This is a genomic window from Sorangium sp. So ce204 (assembly GCF_051526795.1).
Classification (GTDB): Bacteria; Myxococcota_A; Polyangia; order Polyangiales; family Polyangiaceae; genus Sorangium; species Sorangium cellulosum_B.
Genome location: NZ_CP150317.1, coordinates 5,965,960 through 5,987,716 on the forward strand (window position 1 = coordinate 5,965,960; position 21,757 = coordinate 5,987,716).

Below are 21,757 nucleotides of genomic sequence, written 5' to 3' on the forward strand. Positions count from 1 at the left end.
GCCAGCGCGTCGTTCCGCTTCACGCCCGCTCGCAGGGCGGCTACCCGGTGAGTGAATGATCGGAGCCACGGATGCACCGAAGCGTTCAAAATACGGAGGATCCATGAGAGCTTATCGCCAGCATCTTGGCACAGCCATTGCTTTTGCCCTGTCCCTCTCGGCCCACGCCGCCGATGCCGCCGTCACCGTCGGGCTCATCGAGCCGACCAATGTGATCATCGAGAGCAGCACGATCCCGGTGCACGCAACGGCGTCGTCCCCCGAGGACATCTACTATGTCGAGGCGGAGTTCGAAGGGCTCACCATCGAGCTCACGCCGACGGAAGGGGGTCATTTCCAGGGAGCGTTCGACCTCGGCGAGCTGGCGGGCGAGCTCGCCTATGGGCCCCACATCGTGACGGTCCACGCGTACAGCACGCTTGGCGAGGTGGCGAGCGCGCAGGGCACCGTACACCGGTACGCGCCGCCGACGCTCGGATGGAACGCGGTCGTGAACGACACCCTCACCGACGGCTGGCGCTTCGCCGCGAAGTGCGTCCCGACGCCGCCGTACACGTGCAAGAGCCTCCGGGCGACGTTCCACAGCGCCGAAGGACAGGTCACCCTTTTGCCGGGCAACCCGCAGCCCGTGCCGGGGCACCTCTACCTCAAGGAAGAGCAGGCCTGGTACGGCTACCAGCTCCCGTCGGGCAGAGCGTATACGCTCACGCTCGAGGCCAGCGACGGCGTGGGCCCCACCGTCACGAGGACCATCGGCCCCATCTACGTCGACAGGAGCCCGAGGCTCACCGCCGTCCAGCGCGCGCCCGGCACCATCCTCGATTTCGACGCCGCGCGGATCCTCTTCCGGGACCTCTACCAGCGCCTCGGGATCTTCGACCGCGCCACGCAGCAGGTGACCTGGGTCGCGACCATCCCTCAAGGAGATCTGCCGTTCAGCGAGGTCTACGGGGCGCTCACGCCGTCCGGGTCCGTACATCAGTCGACGACGGGCCACATCCTCGCCTGGGTCAACGGCGCCCGGCGCACCATCACGAGCGCGGCGCGCCTCGACGCGGTGAACGGCGACAACATCGTGTGGACGACGAACAGCGACGACTGGGCCGTCGCGACCTCGCTGTCGGCGGGGACGAGCAGGACCCTCTGGCGCATCGACGGGAGCAGGTCACCGTTCCAGGCCGACATCACGCCTTCCGGCGGCGTCTATTTCGGCACCTACGAGGGTTCCGCCATCGTCGGGCCGAGCGGGGTGCGCCTCGGCGATCACGAGGGGAACCTGCAGCGGCCGATCACCGACGGGACGAACGTCGCCGGCCGGTGGTGGGACGGCATGACGAGCTCCAGCTACCTGTACACGGCGGAGGGAGAGGAGGTGTTCCTTGGCGACTCGATCACCGGCACCTCGGCCGGGCTGCTGGTTCACGCGGGCCACGCCGCCTTCCTGAAGAGCGACGGCGCCGTCAACCAGGTCTGGCTGCGGACCCCCGACGGCGAGCAGCATCAGATCAGCGATTTCACGACGTCGAGCCAGTTCGATCAGGTGAAGCTCCGGGTCGGCCACGACGGCATCAGCGACACCGGCGAGGTCCTCTTCCTGAACGGCGGCAAGCGCTATCTGGGCCGGGCGGGGGGCGCGCCCGAGACCATCGGCTCGTCTCTCGGGCATGGTCGCTGGCTCGACGGGAGCTGGTATGTGACCATCGGCAACACGATCTTCCAGGTCTCGAGCCCGCAGGGCGCCGTCGCGCAGCTCGCCGCGCCGGGGAACGCGGAGTTCGCGCCGGAAGAGGGCCTGGGCGGCGAGCGCGAGGTGCTGTCCACCTCGTTCGCCGTGGACGAGGTGCTCGATGAGCCGATGTCGGCTCGGGATCTGCACGAGCCCGACGCGCTGCCGGCGTCGGCCGAAGCGGACACGGACGGCGGCTTCGCGCCGGCCGCGGCCGGGTGCAGCGCCTCTGGCCCGGCGGGCTCCGCGGGCAGCGCCGCCGCGCTCGCGGCGGCGGCCGCGGGCCTCGTGCTCGGGCGGCGGCGGCGCGCGCGGTCGTAGCGGCGCCGCGATCCTCCACCCGGCCCGGTCGACCTCGATCGGGCCGGGCCGCCGCGCTCATCGGCGCCGGCCTCGTCGCGGCCCTGCCCTCGCAGGCGCCCCGCCCGTCATCCACCCATCACTCGGCGACGACGATCTGCCATCGTTGCTCCTCGCCGCCGCCGCCCCCCCGCTGCTCGATCGCGGCGGCGTCCGCGGTGGAGCCCTGGTAGACCCCGATCAGCTTGCCGCTCTTCTTGTTCCTGATCTGGAAATCACCGCCGCCCAGATCGATGAACAGCCATGCCTGGTTGTCGCCGTCGTGGTTCTCCCATTGCACCAGCGCGACCCCGTCGCTCGTCGACTCGTCAGGGACATCGAGCACCTTGCCGCTCTTGACGTTGGTCAGCCGGAAGTAGCCCGATCCATTGTAGTTGAAGCTCCACTTCTGGCTGTCTCCTCCCCTGTCCGCGTTCTGGACGACGTCCGCCCCGTCCTCGCCGGACGCGCCGACGACATCCATCACCTTGCCGCTCTTCTTGTTGACGAGCTTGAAATTGTTCGTCGCTCCGGCGACGGCGCCGGCCGACGTGTCGATGGTCAGCGTGTTGTTCCAGCGCATGCTCATGGTGGTGTCCGACGGGAAGGAGATCGGCTGCCAGACGTACGTCGAGTTGTTGACCGGTCCGCTCCAGGCCCCTGCCCACCGATCTCCCATGTACAGGTAGGCCGTCCCGGCGCTGCCCTGGACCGGGAGCACGTAGGTCGACTGGGAGTGGTAGGTCGTGCCGTCACCGACGTTGGTCATCGCCGACCAGCCCCTGTCGAGAGCGCGGGACGTCGCGTATTTCGCCTGGTTGGGCGACCAGCCCGTGGCGCCCGAGGTCAGCAGGAAATAGGTGCCGTTCCGCTTGAACAGGGCCGGCGCCTCCCGGTGCCCGCCGGGGAAGAGCGTGGCGGAGAGGCGGGCGATGGACAGGTAGTCGGGGGCCAGCTCGTAGAGGTTGAGATCGTAGTTCTCGTTCGTGGCGGAGATGAAATAGCCCTTGGCGTCGTCGTCGACGAAGAGCCCGCAGTCGCGGGACATGTACCCGGGCTTGCCGTGATCGGTCACCCCGCTGCCGGCGAGCGGCCGGAAGCTGCCGTGATACGTGTAGTCGCCGTCCACGGTGCTCGAGCTCGCGACCGCGGCGCGGGCCTCACCGTAGTTCACCCCGTTCTCCCAGTGCATCCACATCACGAACCTGTCCGTGGATGCGTTGTAGACCACCTTCGGGCGCTCGATGTTGGCCGGATCGAGGTCCTTGTCCGAGTCCATCGTCAAGACATGGTTCCTGAACTCCCAGCGCCGCAGATCGGTCGAGCGATAGCAGGAGACGGCATAGAACGTCCCGTCCGGGTTCCGGTTCTCTCCGAACCAGTAATAATGGTCGCCCACCCGGATCACCCCTCCCCCGTGCGCCTGGATGGGTTTGCCCGAGGTGTCGGCCCACTGGATCCCGTTGACCAGGGGGCCGACCGCCGGCGGCAGCTCCGGTCCCCCACCCTCGCCAGGCGCGCCGCCGCCGCCGGACGCCGAGCCGACAGACGCGCCGGAGGTGCCCGGCGCCCCGCCCGCCGAAGCGCTGGAGGTGCCGGGCGCCCCGCCGCCGCCGGACGACGAGCCGACCGACGCGCCGGGCGCCCCGCCGCCGCCGGACGATGAGCCGACCCCGGAAGCGCCGCCGCTGCCCTCCGATGAGCCCCCAGGGAGCTCTTCCGAGTCGGAAGCGCAAGACGCGACGCCGAGCCCCACGACCAGCAGGCCCATCACCGGAGACAAGGAACCGAGACGCATGATGCCCTCCAGAAAGAGCGAGATCTCGGTGCCTTCAACCGGACGAGTCAAGTCCTTCTCGCGCGCAGCGGCTTGGGTGAATTGATCCGCTCCCGTGCGATCTGCCAGCAGCTGGCTACGTCAGGCTGGGAAGCGCGCCGGTGCTGTACTGCGGGTCGCCGAAGGTCTTGTCGTCGGTGCCCATCGCGTTCGCGATCGTGACGAGAAGATCGTTGTGCTGGCGGGCAGAGCCGCCGTTCGCCAGATAGTCCACGAAGCGGCCGGTGCGGAAGACCCCGCCCCCGCTGCCGGCGAGCAAGAACGGGATGTTCGTGAGCGCGTGCTGCCTCGACTCGCCGATCTCGGTGACCCACAGGACGACGGTGTTGTCGAGGAGCGTGCGATCCCCTTCCGCGTACGAATCGAGCTTCCCGAGCAGGTAGGCGAGCTGCTCCGCGAACCACGTGTGGATCTTCATGTACTTCTCGTCGCCCGCCGCGTTCCACTCGTGGGAGATGGCATGGTGATTCTGCGTGAGACCGAGGAACGGGTAGAGGTGCTCGCTCTCGGCGTACGACCACTGGATCGTGGCGATCCGGGTGAGGTCGCACGCGAGCGCCGCGGCCATCATGTCCATCTGGAGCTTGCCGATGGCGGGCATGTTGTCGTCCTTCGAGAGGTCGATGCGGTCGCCCAGCGCCGGGGCCTTGCAGCTGCCCGTGGTCGGGGTGCCGCCGCCGCCGGTCGAGGAGCCGCCGCCGGCCAGACGCGCCTCGATGTCCCGGATCGACTGCAGGTGCGAGTCGAGCTTGAGGCGATCTTCCTTGCCGATGCGGGGCCGCACGTCGGCGATGTCCTCGCGGAGGAGATCGAACACGGTCCGCCGCTGCGCGCGGAGCCGATCCAGCGCGGTGGAGCCGCCCGGGTCCTGGCCCGGGTCGGGCACCGAGGCCCCGAAGAGCTGCTGGAACGTGTCGTAAGGGTCCTCGCGGGGGGGGATGGGCTGGTCCGGCCCGGCGTAGCTGAGCCGGCCGCGCACCTCCGCGTCACGGACCTGGACGCCGAGCTCCAGGGTCTTGAACAGCGTCTTGGGCTGCAGCTTGTTCGCGATGTGCTGATCGAGCGAGATCCCCGACGACCAGCCGGCGTTGGTGGACATGAAGCTCTTGAAGTTGCCCTTGAGCAGCGCCCGCCCCGTCAAGAGGCCCCCGATGCCCCGAGCGTGCTCGGAGCCGATGTTCGAGTTGACCACGACGTTCATGTTCACCCCGCGCATCGGGATAATCTTCGACTTGAACGGCGAGAGCGGCTGGAGCAGCGGGCTCAGCGTGAAGTTGTTCTCGGTGCCCGTGGGCATCCACTTCGACTCCATGGTGCCGTTCGGCGTATAGAACACCACGAAGCGCTTGGGCGCCGTGGCCTCTTGCCCGCGGGCCAGCTCGGAGTTCAGCAGCGGGATCGTCGCCGTCGCCGCCAGCGCGCCCTGGAGCATCCGCCGTCGAGAGATCATTCGCGGTGTCATGTCACTCCTCCTCTGCGATCGCGCTGCGGTACAGGAACGCGTCGGTCTGCGTCGTCGCCACGATGAGCTCCACGAGGTCGCCCTCCGAACCGTGGAACCCTGCGCGCAGCCCGTCGAGCGAGCACTCGTCGTCGACGTTCTCGAAGCGGCCCGCCGTGTAGCGGAACCATTGCGTCGCGAGGCACTCGCGGACCTGCGCGCTCCCGGCGAGCTTCTCCGCCAGCTGGCGGACGCCGACGAACGGGCCATCCATGTCCTCGGACGCGACCATCTCCCCGGAGACGTCGATGACCTGCCCGCCCTCCTCGGTGCGGTACGCGCCCACGGCATCGAAGTTCTCGAACGCGAAGCCGATCGGATCCATCAGCTTGTGGCAGCCGGCGCACCTGGCGTTGGAGGCGTGCTGGTTGAACCGCTCACGCGCTGTGACGCCCTCCTCGCCGGTGGGCGGCGTGAGGTCGACGTCGTCAGGAGGAGGCGGCGGATCCTGGCACATGAACTTCGAGCGGATGGCCTTGCCCCGCAGCACCGGAGAGGTCTGATCGGGGTGCGCGTGGACGGCCAGGAACGCGGGCTGCGTGAGCACCCCTGCGCGCTGGTCCGGCGGGAGCTCCACGAGCTGGGGTGTGGTCGAGCCGGGCGGGACCGTCACGCCGTAGAGCTCGGCGACGGACTCGGTGGCAAAGCCGACGGGCAGCGTGAGCAGGCTCGAGAGCTTGTGATCCCCGGACCACAGCACGTGCTCGACGAACGCGGGGGTCTCGGCGCGAATCCCGGCGACGAGCTCGTCGTCGTACCCGGGGAACTGGCTCTCCTCCTTGACGATGGTCTCGAGCTTCCCGAGGTTGAGCCATTGCTTGTAGAACTCCGTGACGGCCCGGCGCGCCCGCGGGTGCTCCAGCATCTGGCGGGTTCGCTCGGCGAGCTGCTCGCGGGTATCGAGCAGGCCCGCCTCCGCGGCATCGAGCAGCGCGTCGTCGGGGCCGGACGCCCAGACGAGGTACGACAGGCGCGACGCCATCTCGTACGGGTCGAGGCGCACCCGCGACGAGGAGGCATCGAGATCGTGACGCAGCTCCAGGCGGAACAGGAATTTCGGCGATTGCAGCGCGGCCCGGATGACGACCTCGATGCCCTCACGGAACGACCCGTCGGTGCGCCCCGCGGCGTAGGCGCGCATCAGCCGGTCGACGTCCGACGTCTCGAGCGGTCGACGGTACGCGCGACGGCCGAAGTCCTGGACGAATTGCCGCGCGCACGCTTCCTCCTGGGCGACTTGCCCCTGCACCGCGGCCGGATCACACGGCACGAGCTTTGATAGATCGCCCGCGACGGCCTCGGTCGCGAGCGCCTCGGCAGCCAGGAGGTACTTCTCCGCGTGCAGCGCAGACACGGTCAGCACCGTCGCGTTGTTGTTGAAGCCGCCAGCGATCTCATCCGGGGGGAATTGATCGGCAGGGGTGAGGGACGTTCCGAGGAGATCTCGGACCGTGTTGTTGTATTCGAATCGCGTCAAACGCCGCTGCGGTGCGAGGATCCGCTCGGCGCCGCACACCGGGGGATCTCCTTGTCCGGACGTCGAGCCGTCCCCCCCGGAGCTGGAGCCGGGGCCAGAGTCGGAGCCCGAAGCTCCAATCTGCCCGTTACCGCACCCGGCTACGGCCGTCAGCGCGAGCGTCGCTACGAGCGCCGAACCGGCTCGCCAGCGACGATATCCTAAGTCAGCCATACCGTGACCTCCTACCGTCGGTCACAACCTACGGTGAAGCCTCGGCAGACGTCAAGCGCTGCTCCCATCAATCCACAGCGCAAGACGCCCACGTTCAATGGCCGGACAGCGGTCAACAACGGACCATCGGCTGGCGAAGTCTGGTACTGCCCGAAGACTCCACTCCCGTCATATTATGGATCGGCTGGCCGTCACTTGACGCGGCACGCGCCGCGTCAGCCCAGCAGAACCGGGCGAACTACGGCCTGGGCAGCGAGGCGAGAGCGCGACTTCGTCGCACCTCTCCAGGCCACCCACGCCGCGCACACGAGTAGTCATTGGAAGAATTCCCGCTCCAGCGCGTATTGATCACGAACCGCCGAATGCTCTCGAATTTTGACCAGCGACGTCACGCGCGCCGCGCCTCGAGGCGTCACGGCGCGCGGATGTCGCCGAACGGCTCACGCTCGAACGGGGCGGAGAGGCCGGTCGGCGCCCTCGAGCGCGGAGACGTCGACCTGGCGCTCGTCCCGCGGGCGGACATCGACGGGCTGGAGCAGTTCGTGTTCCGCCCCATCGTCGACGACGAACACGTGATCGTGACGCGTCGCGGGCACCCGCTCGCGCGCGGGCGCGCGACGTTCGAGCGGTACCTCGGGTGCGGGCACGTCGTCGTGGGCACCTCGCTGCCGGGGCTCTCGCCGGTGCAGCGGGCGATCGCGCGGCTCGAACGATCGCGGGACGTGCAGGCGTGGGCGCGGTTCGACCGGAGCACGCGATAGCGCCGCTCAGGCGCTCCACGGCCGCCGTGCAGGTTCGACTCCGCGACTGCTATGCTGGCGCATGGGTCAACGCGCGGTCGCGGTGCTCGGCTGGCTTCTCGCCCTCCTGGTCGTTCCGTCCGGCTGCCATCCCCCGCCAGCACAGGCTCCGGCCGCGCTGCCCGCGCGCGCGACTCCGAGCCATCACGCGACGCCGACCCCGCGCGATCCGTCGGCCGTGATTGACCCGGACGATGATGCCGGCATCGCCGCGGCGCTCGCCGGCCACGGGCTCGATGGATGGATGCACGGCGCGGCGCCTGCGTCCGGTCTCTTCGTCTTCACCTACCGGCTCCCGCACGATTTCTTCCGTTACGCTGACTTTCCGATGATCCCGGGGTCGCCGGAGGTCGCGCGGGAGCTCGCGGGGCTAAAGCGGCATGACAGGCTGCGCGTGTTCGGCAGCCTCGAGAAGAAAGGCCCTCAGCGCCATGTCCGCGTGCGCCGCATCGAGGTGATCACGCGGTTCTCCTCCGGCGTGGACGCGCCGCCGTATGCACACGACACGACCACACACGCGGCGCTCCTCGGGGGGCGCGAGTTCGTGGGTCGTGTGCACGGCGTCGACGCCGAGGGCAAGATCCTCGTTGTCGAGCTCGCAGACAAGGTGGTGCCGGTGTTCGTGACCCGCCCGGAGCACGTCCGGGACCTGTGGCGCAATGACAAGATCCGGTTGCATTACGTGATCGCCGAGCGCCCCGATCACCCGATCCACCTGCGGCTCGATCCGGCCGTCTCGAGGCCAGTCGAGGTGCTGGAGCGCATGCAGGCCGGTCATGGCCAGCCGATCGCGCTGGAGGGCGATCTCGTGCTCTTCCCGAGGAGCCCGCAGATCAAATTCGACATCTGGGCGCTGCGCGTCGTCGACGGGGATCGGGTGGAGCGCGAGTATACGCTCGTCAATTTCAGCGATCCGGGGCTCTTCGAGGCGATCCGCGACAAACTCGCGCGGGGCTGGGCGGCGCACCCCGGCGCCCCGGTGGACGCGCGCAACAAGTTCATCAAACCAGGCCTGCGCGTGCGCGCGAGGGGCGTGCTCAACGTGATCTCGCCGGCGCAGGCCAACCCGCAGATCTTGTTGTCGTCGGAGGGGGCGGTCGAGGTGCTCGGAGCCCCGGGACGGGGCTCGCCGCCTCCAGTCGACCGATGAGGCGTCCCCGGGTCCCGCCGGTCCGTCCTGTGCATCGTCCTGTCCATCGTTCTGTGCATCCGCCAGGCCCGCCCGCCTGAGGGGCTCGATCACGGCGGTAGAAGGCAATCGCGCCTCCATTTTCTGCTTGCCCACGGTTTCCGCAGACCACACTATCTGCCGGGGGTGGGGCACCCGCACGCGCCGCCCCTGGAGCGTCATCCTTCCGTATCTCGAGCGAGCGCCGCCTCCGGCTCGGGCCGCTCGCGGCGTTCGTCCGTCAGAGCCCAGGACGCTCCACGCGCCCGCTTCACCGCCCTGTGTCCCGACGGCCCTGCTCTCGGAGGTGCGCCCGTGAAACCAGCGATCGTCCTGCCGCTCGTCATCGTATCATCGTGCCTCGCCTCCGCCGCTGCCGCCGCCGAGCAGGCGTGCGGGTACTCCAGCGCCGGCTGGAACGCGCCGAACGGCGCGGCCGTGTTCAGCGCCGGCTCCGGGCCGATCGGAGACGTCCTTAACGCCGTCGGCGAGTTCCGAACGCACTCGATGCTGTCGCACGGACCCGGACGGTGGGTGACGCACGCCACCATGAAGCAGCCGCGCGAGAACTCCTGGCCTGATGTGTGCAGCACGCCCATCGTATCGAACGATCTGCTCGATGGTTATCCCGGGCTCGCGCAGGTCAACCAGGGTGGGATCTACCGCTTCCTCTACGGGAGCGGCGGGAGCGGCCCGGCCGCGCTGACCTATCAGGTCGGCGATCCCAAGCGGGCCGCGTCGATCGGCGAAACCATCTGGTGGGAGGTGCCTTACTACGCCGAGCGCTCGATCATCGACGGAGGGGTCGAGATCCCTCGGCTGAGCGTCCGCGGCGACCGGGTGCACTACTCGTTCTTCCAGTACCGCAACACCGAGGGCACGCCCACCGGCGGGCCGGCGTGGAACAACGGTATGGTTTGCTCCTCATTCCTGGCCTTCGCGCACCATCTCGACGGCCAGGGCGCCATCCCGCCGTACACGTACAGCCACGCCAAGCTCGTCAGCGCGGCCAACGCCCTTCACGGCGGGGTGATGGACAGCTGCGAGAACAGCCTGGGGTTCTGGGGCATGGTCGGCACCTCGCTCGCATGCTTCACGGACGTCTGCGACAAGGCCGCCAATCAGGTCGCGAACTGCATGGCCTCGCACGCATGCAACACCGGCAGCAGCAGCGTGTGGAGAGGAGTCCGAGACGACCCGAAGACCGTCGCCGTGTCCATCAGCCCCGACCGCATCGGCGGCTGGAACGGGCACCCCTGGGGGACGCAGGCCGGCGCGACCGTCTGGTCTGCCGATACGAACCACAACGTCCAGTGGAACTCCGGGGGCAACGTCTACGGGTGCTGGTACTGACGGACGTTCGAGCACAGCGACGTGAGGAGCTCCGGCCATGACGACCAGGATCGGCGAGCATCGGTCAAAGGCGCAATGGGTCGGTGTGGTGGTGCTCGCCGCCGCGCTCTGGGCCCTGGTCTGGTCGGTCCGCCCTTCCAAGGCGCCCGAGCCCGTGCAGGCAGCGGCGAAGACGAGCGCGCCGGAGGCCCCGCCGCGCGCCGGACGCGCGGCGAGCGCCGCCGCGGCGAGCGCCGCCGCGGTGAGCGCCGCCGTGGCGAGCGCGCCCGCGGAGGACCCGGCGCCCGTCATCGACGAGATCGAGGTCGAGAAGCCGGAGGTGTGCGCCGGCGAGGAGAACCTCATCACCGTGCGATCGCATACCACGAACGGGACAGATGAGTACCTCCACGGCGTCATTGGCACGCGCGCCGGATCGCGGGTACCACTCCGCATCTGGCCCGACACGGACGGATCGTACGAGATGCCCACCATCTCCGTGTTCGGGCGGAACAACGCGGTGACTCAGATCGAGGTCCCGAGATACAAGGTCAACGCCTGCAAGCCGGAGCGGATCGTCGTCGTCACCCACAGGCTCCAGCCGAGCACCCCCGGTGAATTCGAGCTCACGGCGCAGATCGTCGACGTCGGGATCAAGGACAACCCCGCCGCGAGGCCGTTCAAGCCCGCGAGTTATGCCTGGGTGTTCGACGACGGCGGCTCGGAGGAGACGAAGGCGCCGTTCGTGACCCACAGCTACGAGCGCCGGCCGCAAACCACGCTCGTCTCCGAGTTTTTGATCCGGGTGGAGGTCAAGAGCGAAGCGGGCGAGAAGCTCACCGGCCGCACCCTGCTCCAGATCCCGAACATGATGTTTCAGGACCTCGCCGAGCGGGGGATCGTGACCATCGCGGCGACGCCGACGCCCCGATTTCCCAAGCAGGACGGCGACGGCGTGGTCCGGCAGACGTTCCGCCTCTGGCATCACCGCGACGCGCCGGTCCGGATCGATACGGTCACGGCGGTGCGGCACTTCGCGGGGGCGTCGAGCGCCTCACCGCACGAGGAGGCCTCGCTCGGCCTTACCGAGATCCCACCGGGGCAAGGGGTCGACGTGGAGGTGAAGCTCGACACGGCGCGTGAACCGGATGTGTTCACCATCACGTACGTTCTCGAGGGCGAGACGGCAGAGGGGCACGCTGCGCGCGGGACGTTCTCGCTGATGAAGCCGCCGCCCGCGCCGACCAAGGAGTCGAGCATACCGGTCACGGAGCCCGTCCTCCTCGCGAAGATCAAGCGGGCGCGAGAGCTCCTCGCGCAGGAGTTCGTCACCGACGAGGACATCTGGCGGCTGGAGCGAGAGGGAAAGATGGCGGATCTCGACGTCTCGCCGCCGCGGACGAAAGCGCCTTAGCCCGATCAGCGTGCCTCGGCCTGCCGCGCGCCGTCGGCCGCGTCGGCGCGGTTCATCCGCTGGATGCAGAGCTTGAGGCCGGCGCGGAGGTTGCCCATCGTGATGATCCCCGAGAGATCGACCCCGAGCGCGATCATCGTCTGCGCCACGTTCGAGCGGATACCCGTGATCACGCCCTCCGCGCCGAGGAGCCGTATCGCGCGGACCATTTCGATGAGGTAGCTGGCCGTCTTCGTGTCGACGGCGTCGACCCCGGTCAGATCGAGGATCGCGAAGCGCGCCCCCTTGGTCGCGATCGCGTCGAGGAGGCTGTCCATCACCTCGGAGGTCCTCACGCTGTCGACGACGCCGACCATCGGGAGCGTCAGCACGCGATCCCAGACCTCGATGATGGGCGTCGACAGCGCGCGAATCACCTGCTGCTGGGCCTGGATCATGTCGAGCCTCGCCTGGAGCTCGACCTCCTTGCGCTTCATGTCCGTGATGTCGAACGTCACGGAGACCGCGCCGTCCGGCGCGCCGCGCTCGTCGAAGACGGGGAGCAGCCAGGACCGCCAGGCGACGCCGTGGGTCTCGACCTGGTTCTCCACGACCTCTCCCGCCAGCACGCGCCGCATCCCGTCCGCGGCCTCGGGGCTCGACCCGTAGAGGTCGAAGACGTTCTTGCCGATGAGCGCCCCAGGCTTCACGCCCGAGTTCTCGAGCCCCTTGCCGTCATGATGGGTGAAGACCCCATCGCGATCATACTTGCACGCGGCGATCGGGACGTGATCGAGGATGGATCGCAGGATGATCGAGTCGTCCCGCGACGCGTCCGCCAGGCGGCCGCGGTCGGTCACGTCCTGCCCGAGGAAGAGCCTGCGCACCACCTGGCCGTCGACGCCGCGGATCGGCTCGTGCACCCACGCACACGCGACGACGCGGCCGTCCTTCCGCCGGTGCTCGGCCGAGAGCGGCGCGCCGCCCTGCCCGTCGCAGAGGCGTCGCCAGTTGTCGACGTCTGCGCTGCGGAGCGCCGTGTCCGCGAGGCGGCGGCCAATCACCTCTTCCGCGGTGTAACCCAGCAGCCGCTCCGCCCCGGCGCTCCACGCGGCGATCTCGAGAGACCCGACGTCGCCCGTGCACTCCACGGCGATGAACGGTCCGTTGAGGACCGCGTTCATGTAGCTCGTCGCGATCTCGAGCTCGTCCGGGCCGGCCATCTGGTCCATTCGCCGCACTGTACCGGGCGCGTCGTCGGCATGTCGAGAAAAACGGCCGCGCCCGACGCTCAGCTCCCTCGCTTCATCGTGGCCTCGATGAGCCCGTGCGGCTCGTCGACGGGGACGAAGATCTCGTTGTCGTTGGTGAGCCCGAAGGGTGCGAGATCGACGAGCAGGCAGTGCTTGTTGGGGAGCGAGAGGCTCACCTCGTCGATGGCAGGACAGGCGGCGAGCACCGCCTCCCCCAGGTCATGAATGGTGTGCTGCACCGAGAGGCTGTGTCGCTCTGCGAACGTCTCGATCAGGGCGCGGCGGGCGCGCTCCCACGTCGCCGTCGGCGCCGGGTCGCGGCCGGCCGCGCGCCAGCGGGCCACCATGAGCGTCGAGAGGATGCGGTCGCCCGTCTCCTTGAGCGTCGTGTACCCGTCGCGCGGGAAGCCCGAGAACGCCGAGCCGGTGGTCTTGAGGACGAGGAGGTCCGCGACGCCGGACGTGATCTCGACCCCGCCGGGAGTCGCCGAGATCTCCGCGGTCCGCCGCTCCCCTGCCGCGCGGAGGAAGGCGTGAGGGTGCGGCGCGCCGCCCGCGTCGACGCGAGACCAGACGTTCTCCGCGATAGCGACCCTCGCCCGCCGGGTGTGCGGCCTGCCGAGGAAGTGGTCGGCGAGCAGGACGCCGAAGTCCTCGATCGGCTCGACCGGGTGGCCCTTGGCGAGCGCGTACACGGTGTTCTTCATCGTGTCCGTGGGCAGCACCTTGCTGTTGTCACCCTTCGTGTAAGCGTCGTCGAACTCGCCCTCCAGCTGGACATCGATCTGGACGTCGGTGAGCTCGTGCCGCGCGCCCGCGCGGCGGACCTTCACGAGCCGCACCCTCGATTTGCCGTAGGCGTTCCGCACCAACGAGATCGACATCGTTCTTCAGCTCCCGCGCCGGGCGACGACGCTCTTTTGAGACGCGGGAGAGACGGTAGCTCGAAGCGCGACGCCGGCTCAAGCCTGGCGGGTCCCCTCGCCCTCGACCCGCGGCGCGCGGCGACGCGCCGGCGGCGGCCGCCCGCCGGAGGGGCGTCGGGCGGACCCGTGCGATATCGCGCGTGCGGTGGCGAGGGCGCGTCACCACATACGCGGGCATGGTGACCACAGACCGTGACAGGGCGGCCGATGAGCTCGTCGCTCGGACGCACGCCGAGGATGCCAGCTTCGTCCGCCGGGAGGCGCCGCTCGGGGCGGTCGCGTGCAGCTACCTCGACGCGCTGATCGAGCGGGACCGGAGGCGAGCGGTGCGGGCCATCCGGGAGGCGCTCGACGCCGGCGCGCCGATCAAGGACATCTATGTTCACGTGCTGCAGCCGTGCCAGTACGAGCTGGGCCGGCGCTGGCAGCTCCGTCAGCTCAGCGTCGCCGGGGAGCACTACTGCACGGCGGTCACGCAGATGATCCTGGGCCAGCTCTATCCGCTCGTCGTCAGCGCCGATCGCGCCGGCCGCCGCCTCGTGGCCACCGCCGTGGACGGGAACCTCCACGAGATCGGCGCGCGCTTCGTCGCCGATTTCTTCGAGATGGCGGGGTGGGACACCTTCTATCTCGGGGCCAGCACGCCCGCCGAGCACGTGATCCAGGAGGTCGTCCAGCGGAAGGCCGACGTCCTCGCGGTCTCGGCCGCGCTCAGCGATCAGCTGTCGAGCGTCCGCCAGGTGATCACCGCGGCGCGCGGCGACGATCGGTGCAGGGGCGTCGTCGTCCTGGTCGGCGGCCAGCCGTTCCGCGTCGTCGACGACCTCTGGAGGCAGCTCGGGGCCGACGGCTCGGCGCCGAGCGCGGAGGGCGCCGTCCGCGCGGCGGAGCAGCTCCTCGCGGCGCGGAGCGCATGACCCCGCTCCGCGCCTTCAACCGCCGGCCCCGCGGGGTGCGTTTCGCATAGCGAGCTCCGCGCCGGCCTGCCAAAGACAGATCGCCTCCGCCGCGAGCGAGGGAGAGGCTTTGATTCGGAGGATTCCGATGACTCCGATGGAACCGCGCATGGCGCAAAGCGCAGGAGAAAACGAAGGGGCACCGCTCGTGACCCCGCCGCCTGGACACGAGCTCGGCGGTCCGATCGCGGAGCTCGCCGCCGCTTTCCTCATGGCCTCGACCGCGCTCGCGATCGGCGTGTTCGCGCCGGACGGCGCGCCGAGGCTCACCAACCACGGCATGCGCCGGCTGCTCGGGGCGGCGGGCGAGCCGGGTCGCGCCGAGGCTCGCCTCGTCAGCCCGAGCTTCGCGCAGCTCGCCGCGGCCGGGCGCGGCGCCGAGGAGCCGATCTACCGCGGCATGCTGCACTTCGGGGATCTCCGGTCCATCGCGCACAGCCTCCGGGGAGAGGTCTGGCGGCTCGGCCACGACCTGCTGATCCTCGCCGAGTTCGACGTCATCGAGCTCGAGCGCGTCGTCGCCGAGGTGTCCGCGCTCAACTCGCGGATCACGAGCCTGCAGCGGCGGCTCGTCTCCGAGCAGAAGGAGCTCGAGCGGTCGCTCGAGCAGCTGCGCGCCACGCAATCGATGCTCGTCCACTCCGAAAAGATGAACGCGCTCGGCAAGCTCGCCGCCGGCGTGGCCCACGAGATCAACAACCCGCTCGCCTTCGTCCGCAGCAACGTGCACACCCTGGCAGAGTCGCTCGATCGGCTGTTCGCCGCTTATGAGGCGCTCGAGCGGGCCGCCGTCAGCGCGGGCTCGGACGACGTGAAGGGCCTCGCCGAGGCGCTCCGCGCCGAGGTCGAGCCCGACTTTCTGCGCGAGGATACGGGGGATCTCGTGAAAGGCACGCTGGGCGGCCTCGCGCGCGTGCAGAAGATCGTCGAGGACCTCAGGACCTTCACGCGGATCGACCGGGCGGAGGAGGAGCGCTGCGACCTGAAGGAGTGCCTGGAGAGCACCCTCGCGATCGCGGGCCCGGCGCTGAAGGACGGCGGCGTCCAGGTGACGGTCGAGTGGGCCGAGCTGCCGATGCTGCGCTGCAAGCCGGCGGAGCTCAGCCAGGTGTTCCTGAACCTCCTCATCAACGCGGCCCAGGCGGTCGAGTGCCGGGGCCGGGGGAACGGTCGCATCGTGATCCGCGAGCGCGACGAAGCGCGCCGGATCGCCCTGGAGTTCGAGGACAACGGCGCCGGGATGACCCCTGATGTCCTCGGCCGGATCTTCGATCCGTTCTTCACGACCAAGCCCGTCGGGCAAGGCACGGGGCTGGGCCTCACCATCTCCCATAAGATCGTCGTCGATCAGCACGGCGGCACCATCACCGTCCGATCGACCCCCGGGGTGGGCAGCACCTTCACGATCACGCTCCCGAAGGAGACCGACCGATGACGCGCGCCTCCGGCGAGCGGCGCGCGCTGCTCATCGTCGACGACGAGCCCGAGACCTTGAAGGCGCTCCGCCGCGAACTTCGGCGCGACTACGATGTCCTCATCGCGGAGAGCGCCGAGCAGGGTCACGCGATGTTGCGCGATCGGCCCATCCCTGTCGTCCTCAGCGACCAGCGGATGCCGGGCACGACGGGCACGGAGCTCTACGCGAGGCTCAGGGCCGAATTCCCGGAGACCGTCCGCCTCCTCATGACCGCCTATGCGGACACGAGCGCCGCCATCCAGGCCATCAACGAGGGCGGCGTGTACCGGTTCATCTCCAAGCCGTGGGATCCGCCGGAGCTCGCCGGCGTCGTGAGCGACGCGTTCGCGCAGCACGAGCGCATCAGCCGCTGCCAGCGGCTCCTCTCGAGCCTCAAGACGAGCGCCGACGCGCTCCACCTCGAGAACCAGCAGCTCGCCGAGGTGACCCAGAGGACCCATGAGCTCATGGGCGTCGCCGCCCACGATCTGCGCAATCCGATCGCGGCGATCCAGTGGTTCTCGAAGATGCAGCTGGCCGGCGCCGGCGCGGGGCCCGAGGACACGCGGCGCTACGCCCTGAAGATCCAGGACAACGCCGAGTTCGCGCTGCAGCTGCTCGAGGACCTGCTCGACATCACGACGCTGGAGCATGGGAACGGCGGGCTTCACCTGCAGGAGGCGGACCTGCGAGGCATCCTCTTGGCGGCTGTCTCCCTGAACGAGCACGGCGCCGGCCGGAAGGGGATCGCGGTGCACGTCGACGTGCCCGCCGACCTCCCGCTCGTCTGCTGCGACGTCGCGCGGATCGAGCAGGTCCTGAGCAACCTGCTCAGCAACACGTTCAAGTTCTCTCATCCGGGCACGACGGTCACGGTGCGCGCGCGGAGTCTCGGTGAAGCGGTCGAGGTGATGATCGAGGATCAGGGCCTGGGCATTCACCCGGACGAGATCAGCGGCCTGTTCCGCAAGTTCCGGAGGACGAGCACCCGGTCGACCGGCGGCGAGAAGAGCACGGGGCTCGGCCTGTCGATCTGCAAGAACCTCGTCGAGCGCCACGGCGGCGCGATCCGCGTGGAGAGCGAGCTCGGCCGGGGAACGCGGGTGTTCTTCACGCTCCCGACGAAGGCCGGGGGCGCCTGCGAGCCCGAGCGCCCCGCGGCGTAGGCTCGCCCGCGCGCCGCGCTTGGCCGACCACTCACCAGCTCACGGTGTCGTTGACCGTGAGCGCCCCGCCGGACGCGGGCGTGCTCATCGTGCGATTGCCGCCGCCCGGGAGGTTCTCCCAGGTCACGGTGCCGTCGGCGTTCTTGCGATAGTACTTGTACTGGAGCGCGCTGCTGGCCGGCAGGTTGACGCGGTTCGTCCACACGGGGTAACCGCGCGGATCGACAGGGACGCCGAGATCGGTGTTCCAGCTGCCGAGCGCCGCGGTGTTGCCAGTGACGTACATGTGCTGGCCGACCACGGTTGTCGCGGTGACGTTGACCGTGACGCCTGCCTCGCCGGAGCCGGGCGGCACCCCACACGCGTTGTAGCGGCCACAGACCACCGAAGGTACATCGACGACCCTGCCCGCCCGGATCGACGCCACCAGGCTGATGTACTCGCCCATGGCCCAGTTCAGGGGGCTCATCGACCGCGTCGGGGTGCCCGCCGCGACGTTCGCCGGCTTCTGGACGGACCAGCCGGTGACGTCCGTCGACTCGCTCCATACCTGCTCCGGGATGAAGCCCTGCGGCGTCGAGAACGCCTTCACCGCGGTCAGGTAGGGGTTGCCGTCGGCGCCGACACCCGTGCTGGCGATCTTGAACATGCCGCGCTCGGCCGTGAAGATGGGCCACAGCCGGCCCCGGCCGCCGTTTCCGTCGAAGTTGCCGCCGTCGTTCTTCTCGCCGTATCCATCGTAGTTGTAGCGGAACCACGCCTCACCCTTGCCGGCGATGGTCCGCTTCAGGATGGCGTCGTACTCGGGCAGCGTCGCGACGATCGAGGGATCGTCGGCCCGCTTCACCCCCATCCGCACGAGCTCGAGGAACCCGCCGTCGACGATGTACCGCTGGTCGTGCGTGCCGCCGCCGTTGCCGATCGTGAAGCGGACCGCCGCGTCCGGCCCGGACACCGGGTTGTACACCTGCGGCCCGCTGCCCGTGTTGCCCCGCGCGGAGGGGTTGATGCGGATGTAATACCGGCCGTCGCCGTGGTACCCCGTGGTCGTGAACGTCCAGCGGTCGACGCTCTGCTGCCAGTGGTCGGCGGCGGCCATGTAGCGCGCCGCGCTGGTGGTGTCGCCGTTCGCGCGCGCGATCGTCGCGGCGCAGACGAGGCCCGCGATCTCCGCCGCGATGGTCGACGGCGAGTACCCGGCGTTCTCCTCCCACCGCTCCTGCTGGGTCCATGGGCCGGTGTTGACGATGAAGTCGGCCGTCTTCTTGATCTTCTTCCAGAGCGGGTTGTAGACGGAAGGTCCGAGCCGCCACGCGAGGAGGATGGGCATCGCCTGCTCATCCATCTGCGTGCCTTGCCAGTACTGCCAGCCGCTGACCCAGGCGTTCTGCGGGAAGCGGCCGACGCGGCTGTAGCCCTGCGGGCAGCCCGGCGCGTTGTACTCGGCGACGCCGCAGTCGCTCGACTGCTGCAACGTGTTGAACAGGTAGTTGACCACCGAGGTCCCGGTCGCTGTGTCGCCGGCCGTCACCAGCGCGCTGGCGAACTTGAACAGATCGCGCGCCCAGACCAGGTGGTAGCCGCCGCTATTGCCGTCGCCGTTGGTCTCGCCCCAGGGCGTTCCCATCCCCGCGATCATGGCGCCGTTCGACTTGTCCTGGATCACCTTGAGCGACATCGCCGCGAGGTAATACTGGTCGTCGGCTGTGGCGCTCTGGCTGCTGAGCCCGGCCGCGTAGGTCTTCCACCCGTTGTCGTAGGTGGTTTGCAGCGCGCTCAGGCTGCTGCCGAGCGTCGCGTTCGCGGTGGCGGCCGCCTCTGTCTCGGTCGCGCCGAAGCCGAGCACGACGTCGAACGAGACGCTGGTGACGGCGCTGGTACCGAGGTCGATCCAGCCCATCTGCGCCACATTGCCGCCGCTCGCCAGGTCGTTTCGCCAGGTCATGGTCCTGTCGACGTTCCCGCCGAGCAGGTCGGTCCAGCCGTCCGACTCGCCGACGAAGCCGCTCGACACCATCGGCGCGCCGCTCACCACCTTCCATGGGCGCGACGCGGCGAGCGCCGAGGCGCGGCTGTTCTCCGAGGCGACGAGCAACGTGCGCCGCCCTGCCTCCACCGTCCTCGACGTGTCGCCGGCCCCGGAGTTGTCCATCGCCGGGTTGTGGAGCAGGTAGAGGTTGAACTGGGTGACGTTCCTGCCGCCCAGGGCGTCGAACCGGACGCGCTGGATCAACGCGTGGCGCCCCGGATCGGTGAAGACGGTCCTGGTGATCCGCCAGTTGTGGGCGCTGTTCGTCGTCGTCGCCTGCCAGCGCATGGACCGCTTGTCCGGCTGGGTCACGGTGAAGCTCTGCTGCTTCTCCTCGTCGACGAAGGTCTTCGCCGTGTCCCCCACGAGGAACTGCAGATCGACGGTGTTCACTGTGTCGAGCACCGGATAGAACACCTCGGACACGATGCCGCGATGACCGGTGAAGTAGACCCTCGAGGCCGCGGTCGTCGAGGTGCCTAGGAACGACTTCTCCGCAGGTCCCCACACAGAGGGTACCCCGACCCCCTTGGCGGCAATGCCGGCGCCGAGCGCCTTCAGGGCCTCTGCCTTCGACGGGGCCCTGCCGGCGGTGCCGAACGGAAACGGGACAGCGGACTCCCCGGCCATCGGCTCCTCTGCCTCCGTGTCGAGCGCGCAGCCCGCGAGCCCGAGTGTCAGGCAAACAATTGCAGTGTCACAAGAAATGCGCTTCAGCATCACGCCATTCCCCTTCCATCGGGTGGCCGTCGCGTGAAGACCGCCCCACGGCTACCGTAAGCCAGCGACTTGGTTGATGTTTTTACGTGGAACCGGCGGATCGCGGCCCGGGCCCCCTGCGCTCGCTTCGCTCCGGCTCCGCGTGGGACGCCAGCAATGCTGCAGCGTAGCACGCGATCTTCGCGCGCTTGCGCGCACCTGCGCGCCGCCATGCCGAGCTCCTGGCAAGGACAGAGACGCTGCGCTCCATGCGCGACGGAGCGCGGCGCCGACCTCGCCGCCGCGAGCTCATCAGCTCACGCGCCAACCACCTTGCGCCTCGCCGCCGCGTAGCGCCTGACCACCTCGTCCGCGATGACGCCGATCAGGATGACGGCGCCGATGACCGCGAACTCGATCTGGGTCGGGACGCCCAGCATGTTGATGGCGTTGCGCAGCACCTGCATGAGGGCGGTGCCCAGGATGACGCCCAGCACCGCGCCCTCACCGCCGCGCAGGCTGAAGCCGCCCAGCACGGCCGCGGCGATCGCGTACAGCTCGTAGAAATTGCCGAAATCGACAGGCTGGGCCGAGTTGACCTCCAGCGCGAACAGCATGCCCCCGAAGCAGGCGAGCACCGAGCAGAGGACATACGCGAGGATCGTCATCCTGTCGGTGTCGACCCCGCTGTAGCGGGCCGCCTGCTCGTTGCGGCCGAGCGCCATCAGATAGCGGCCATAGACGGTGCGGTTCAGGAAGATCGACGCCGCCACCGCGATCGCGAGGAACAGGAGGAACGGCATCGGGATGTCGATCCACGTGATCGGCGCGAGCCGCGTCTTCACGCCGGTGAACGGGTGCACCGCGTAAGGGCTGAAGCGCCCCTCGGAGATCCACGAGAGGAACGGCACGGGGACCGAGAGCGGGCTGCCGACCGACAGGTAACGCAGCGACTCGAACCCGACGCCGAACCCCTGCGTCTGATCGCCGGAGATCCCGCGCGCGGTGCCCCGGTAGAGCAGGAGCCCGCAGAGCGTCACGACGAACGGCTGGAGCCGGAGCTTCGTGATGAGCAGCCCGTGCGCGAGCCCGATGCAGAGCGAGATGCCGAGCAGCACGGGCACCGCCAGCGACGCCGGCCAGTGCTGCACCGAGAGGAGCCACGGCAGCATGCAGCCGGCGAGCGCCACGATCGACCCGATCGACAGGTCGATGCCGCCCGTGATGATCACGAAGCCCGCCCCGATGCTGAGGATGCCGAACAGCGCCGTCCTCCGGATCAGGTTCTCGAGGTTCTCCGCGAGGAGGAACCTCCCGTTCAGGAGCGCGGTGCCGAGCGACACGGCGAGGAGGAGCCAGAAGACGCCGAGCACCTTCCGCCGCGCGCTGGGCACGAGCAGCGCAGCGGGCGCGGCGCCGCGCGCCCGGAGATCGTGTGTCGTCACAGACATGCTCTCTGGCCTCGATGGGTAGTAGTCACGCCGCG

15 protein-coding genes are annotated in these 21,757 nt (G+C 69.3%); 8 read left to right on the top strand and 7 right to left on the bottom strand.

Going from position 1 to position 21,757, the window contains the following annotated elements:
- Positions 1–103 precede the first annotated feature (103 nt).
- On the top strand, positions 104–2,047 hold the full coding sequence (locus tag WMF22_RS22160) for a hypothetical protein (RefSeq protein ID WP_437301023.1): 1,944 nt from the start codon (positions 104–106) through the stop codon (positions 2,045–2,047).
- Positions 2,048–2,165: 118 nt separating this feature from the next.
- On the opposite strand, the gene WMF22_RS22165 is transcribed toward WMF22_RS22160, so the two are convergent.
- The 3 genes from WMF22_RS22165 to WMF22_RS22175 form a co-directional block, all read right to left on the bottom strand.
- Positions 2,166–3,863, bottom strand: a complete 1,698-nt coding sequence (locus WMF22_RS22165) for an RICIN domain-containing protein (protein ID WP_438036937.1) — start codon at positions 3,861–3,863, stop codon at positions 2,166–2,168.
- A gap of 115 nt (positions 3,864–3,978) precedes the next feature.
- The gene (locus WMF22_RS22170) at positions 3,979–5,364 is read right to left on the bottom strand and encodes a DUF1552 domain-containing protein (RefSeq protein ID WP_437301025.1); all 1,386 of its coding nucleotides are present in this window, start codon (positions 5,362–5,364) and stop codon (positions 3,979–3,981) included.
- Between the two features lies 1 nt (position 5,365).
- Entirely contained in the window at positions 5,366–6,880 is a 1,515-nt protein-coding gene (locus tag WMF22_RS22175; RefSeq protein ID WP_438036938.1) for a DUF1592 domain-containing protein, read from the bottom strand.
- Between the two features lie 638 nt (positions 6,881–7,518).
- Here WMF22_RS22175 and WMF22_RS22180 point away from each other — a divergent pair.
- The 4 genes from WMF22_RS22180 (at position 7,519) to WMF22_RS22195 (ending at position 11,807) form a co-directional block, all read left to right on the top strand.
- Positions 7,519–7,854: a LysR substrate-binding domain-containing protein gene (locus tag WMF22_RS22180; protein ID WP_438036939.1), complete on the top strand. Its 336-nt coding sequence runs from the start codon at positions 7,519–7,521 to the stop codon at positions 7,852–7,854.
- 61 nt (positions 7,855–7,915) lie between these two features.
- On the top strand, positions 7,916–9,043 hold the full coding sequence (locus WMF22_RS22185) for a hypothetical protein (RefSeq protein WP_438036940.1): 1,128 nt from the start codon (positions 7,916–7,918) through the stop codon (positions 9,041–9,043).
- 333 nt (positions 9,044–9,376) lie between these two features.
- Positions 9,377–10,414 carry a hypothetical protein gene (locus tag WMF22_RS22190; protein ID WP_437301029.1) on the top strand — a complete coding sequence of 346 codons (1,038 nt, stop codon included), beginning with the start codon at positions 9,377–9,379 and terminating at the stop codon, positions 10,412–10,414.
- Between the two features lie 37 nt (positions 10,415–10,451).
- On the top strand, positions 10,452–11,807 hold the full coding sequence (locus WMF22_RS22195; protein WP_438036941.1) for a hypothetical protein: 1,356 nt from the start codon (positions 10,452–10,454) through the stop codon (positions 11,805–11,807).
- Between the two features lie 5 nt (positions 11,808–11,812).
- On the opposite strand, the gene WMF22_RS22200 is transcribed toward WMF22_RS22195, so the two are convergent.
- Together WMF22_RS22200 and pucL are read right to left on the bottom strand one after the other, a co-directional pair.
- A complete protein-coding gene (locus WMF22_RS22200) occupies positions 11,813–13,018 on the bottom strand; it encodes a PAS domain-containing protein (RefSeq protein ID WP_438036942.1) in 1,206 nt (401 codons plus the stop codon).
- Positions 13,019–13,077: 59 nt separating this feature from the next.
- Complete coding sequence (gene pucL / locus WMF22_RS22205; protein WP_437301032.1) at positions 13,078–13,923, bottom strand: factor-independent urate hydroxylase; 846 nt, start codon at positions 13,921–13,923, stop codon at positions 13,078–13,080.
- A 218-nt stretch (positions 13,924–14,141) separates the two neighbouring features.
- On the opposite strand from pucL, the gene WMF22_RS22210 reads away from it, so the two are divergent.
- The 3 genes from WMF22_RS22210 (at position 14,142) to WMF22_RS22220 (ending at position 17,543) form a co-directional block, all read left to right on the top strand.
- Positions 14,142–14,882 carry a cobalamin B12-binding domain-containing protein gene (locus WMF22_RS22210; protein WP_438036943.1) on the top strand — a complete coding sequence of 247 codons (741 nt, stop codon included), beginning with the start codon at positions 14,142–14,144 and terminating at the stop codon, positions 14,880–14,882.
- Between the two features lie 187 nt (positions 14,883–15,069).
- A complete protein-coding gene (locus WMF22_RS22215; RefSeq protein WP_437301034.1) occupies positions 15,070–16,356 on the top strand; it encodes a sensor histidine kinase in 1,287 nt (428 codons plus the stop codon).
- The gene (locus WMF22_RS22220; RefSeq protein WP_438036944.1) at positions 16,353–17,543 is read left to right on the top strand and encodes an ATP-binding protein; all 1,191 of its coding nucleotides are present in this window, start codon (positions 16,353–16,355) and stop codon (positions 17,541–17,543) included. Before WMF22_RS22215 ends, WMF22_RS22220 begins: the two co-directional genes overlap by 4 nt.
- A 31-nt stretch (positions 17,544–17,574) precedes the next feature.
- On the opposite strand, the gene WMF22_RS22225 is transcribed toward WMF22_RS22220, so the two are convergent.
- Both WMF22_RS22225 and WMF22_RS22230 read right to left on the bottom strand, forming a co-directional pair.
- Positions 17,575–20,202, bottom strand: a complete 2,628-nt coding sequence (locus WMF22_RS22225; RefSeq protein ID WP_438036945.1) for a glycoside hydrolase family 15 protein — start codon at positions 20,200–20,202, stop codon at positions 17,575–17,577.
- A gap of 386 nt (positions 20,203–20,588) precedes the next feature.
- Positions 20,589–21,722 (bottom strand): ABC transporter permease, encoded by a 1,134-nt coding sequence (locus WMF22_RS22230; RefSeq protein ID WP_438036946.1) that lies wholly within the window; start codon positions 21,720–21,722, stop codon positions 20,589–20,591.
- Positions 21,723–21,757 lie beyond the last annotated feature (35 nt).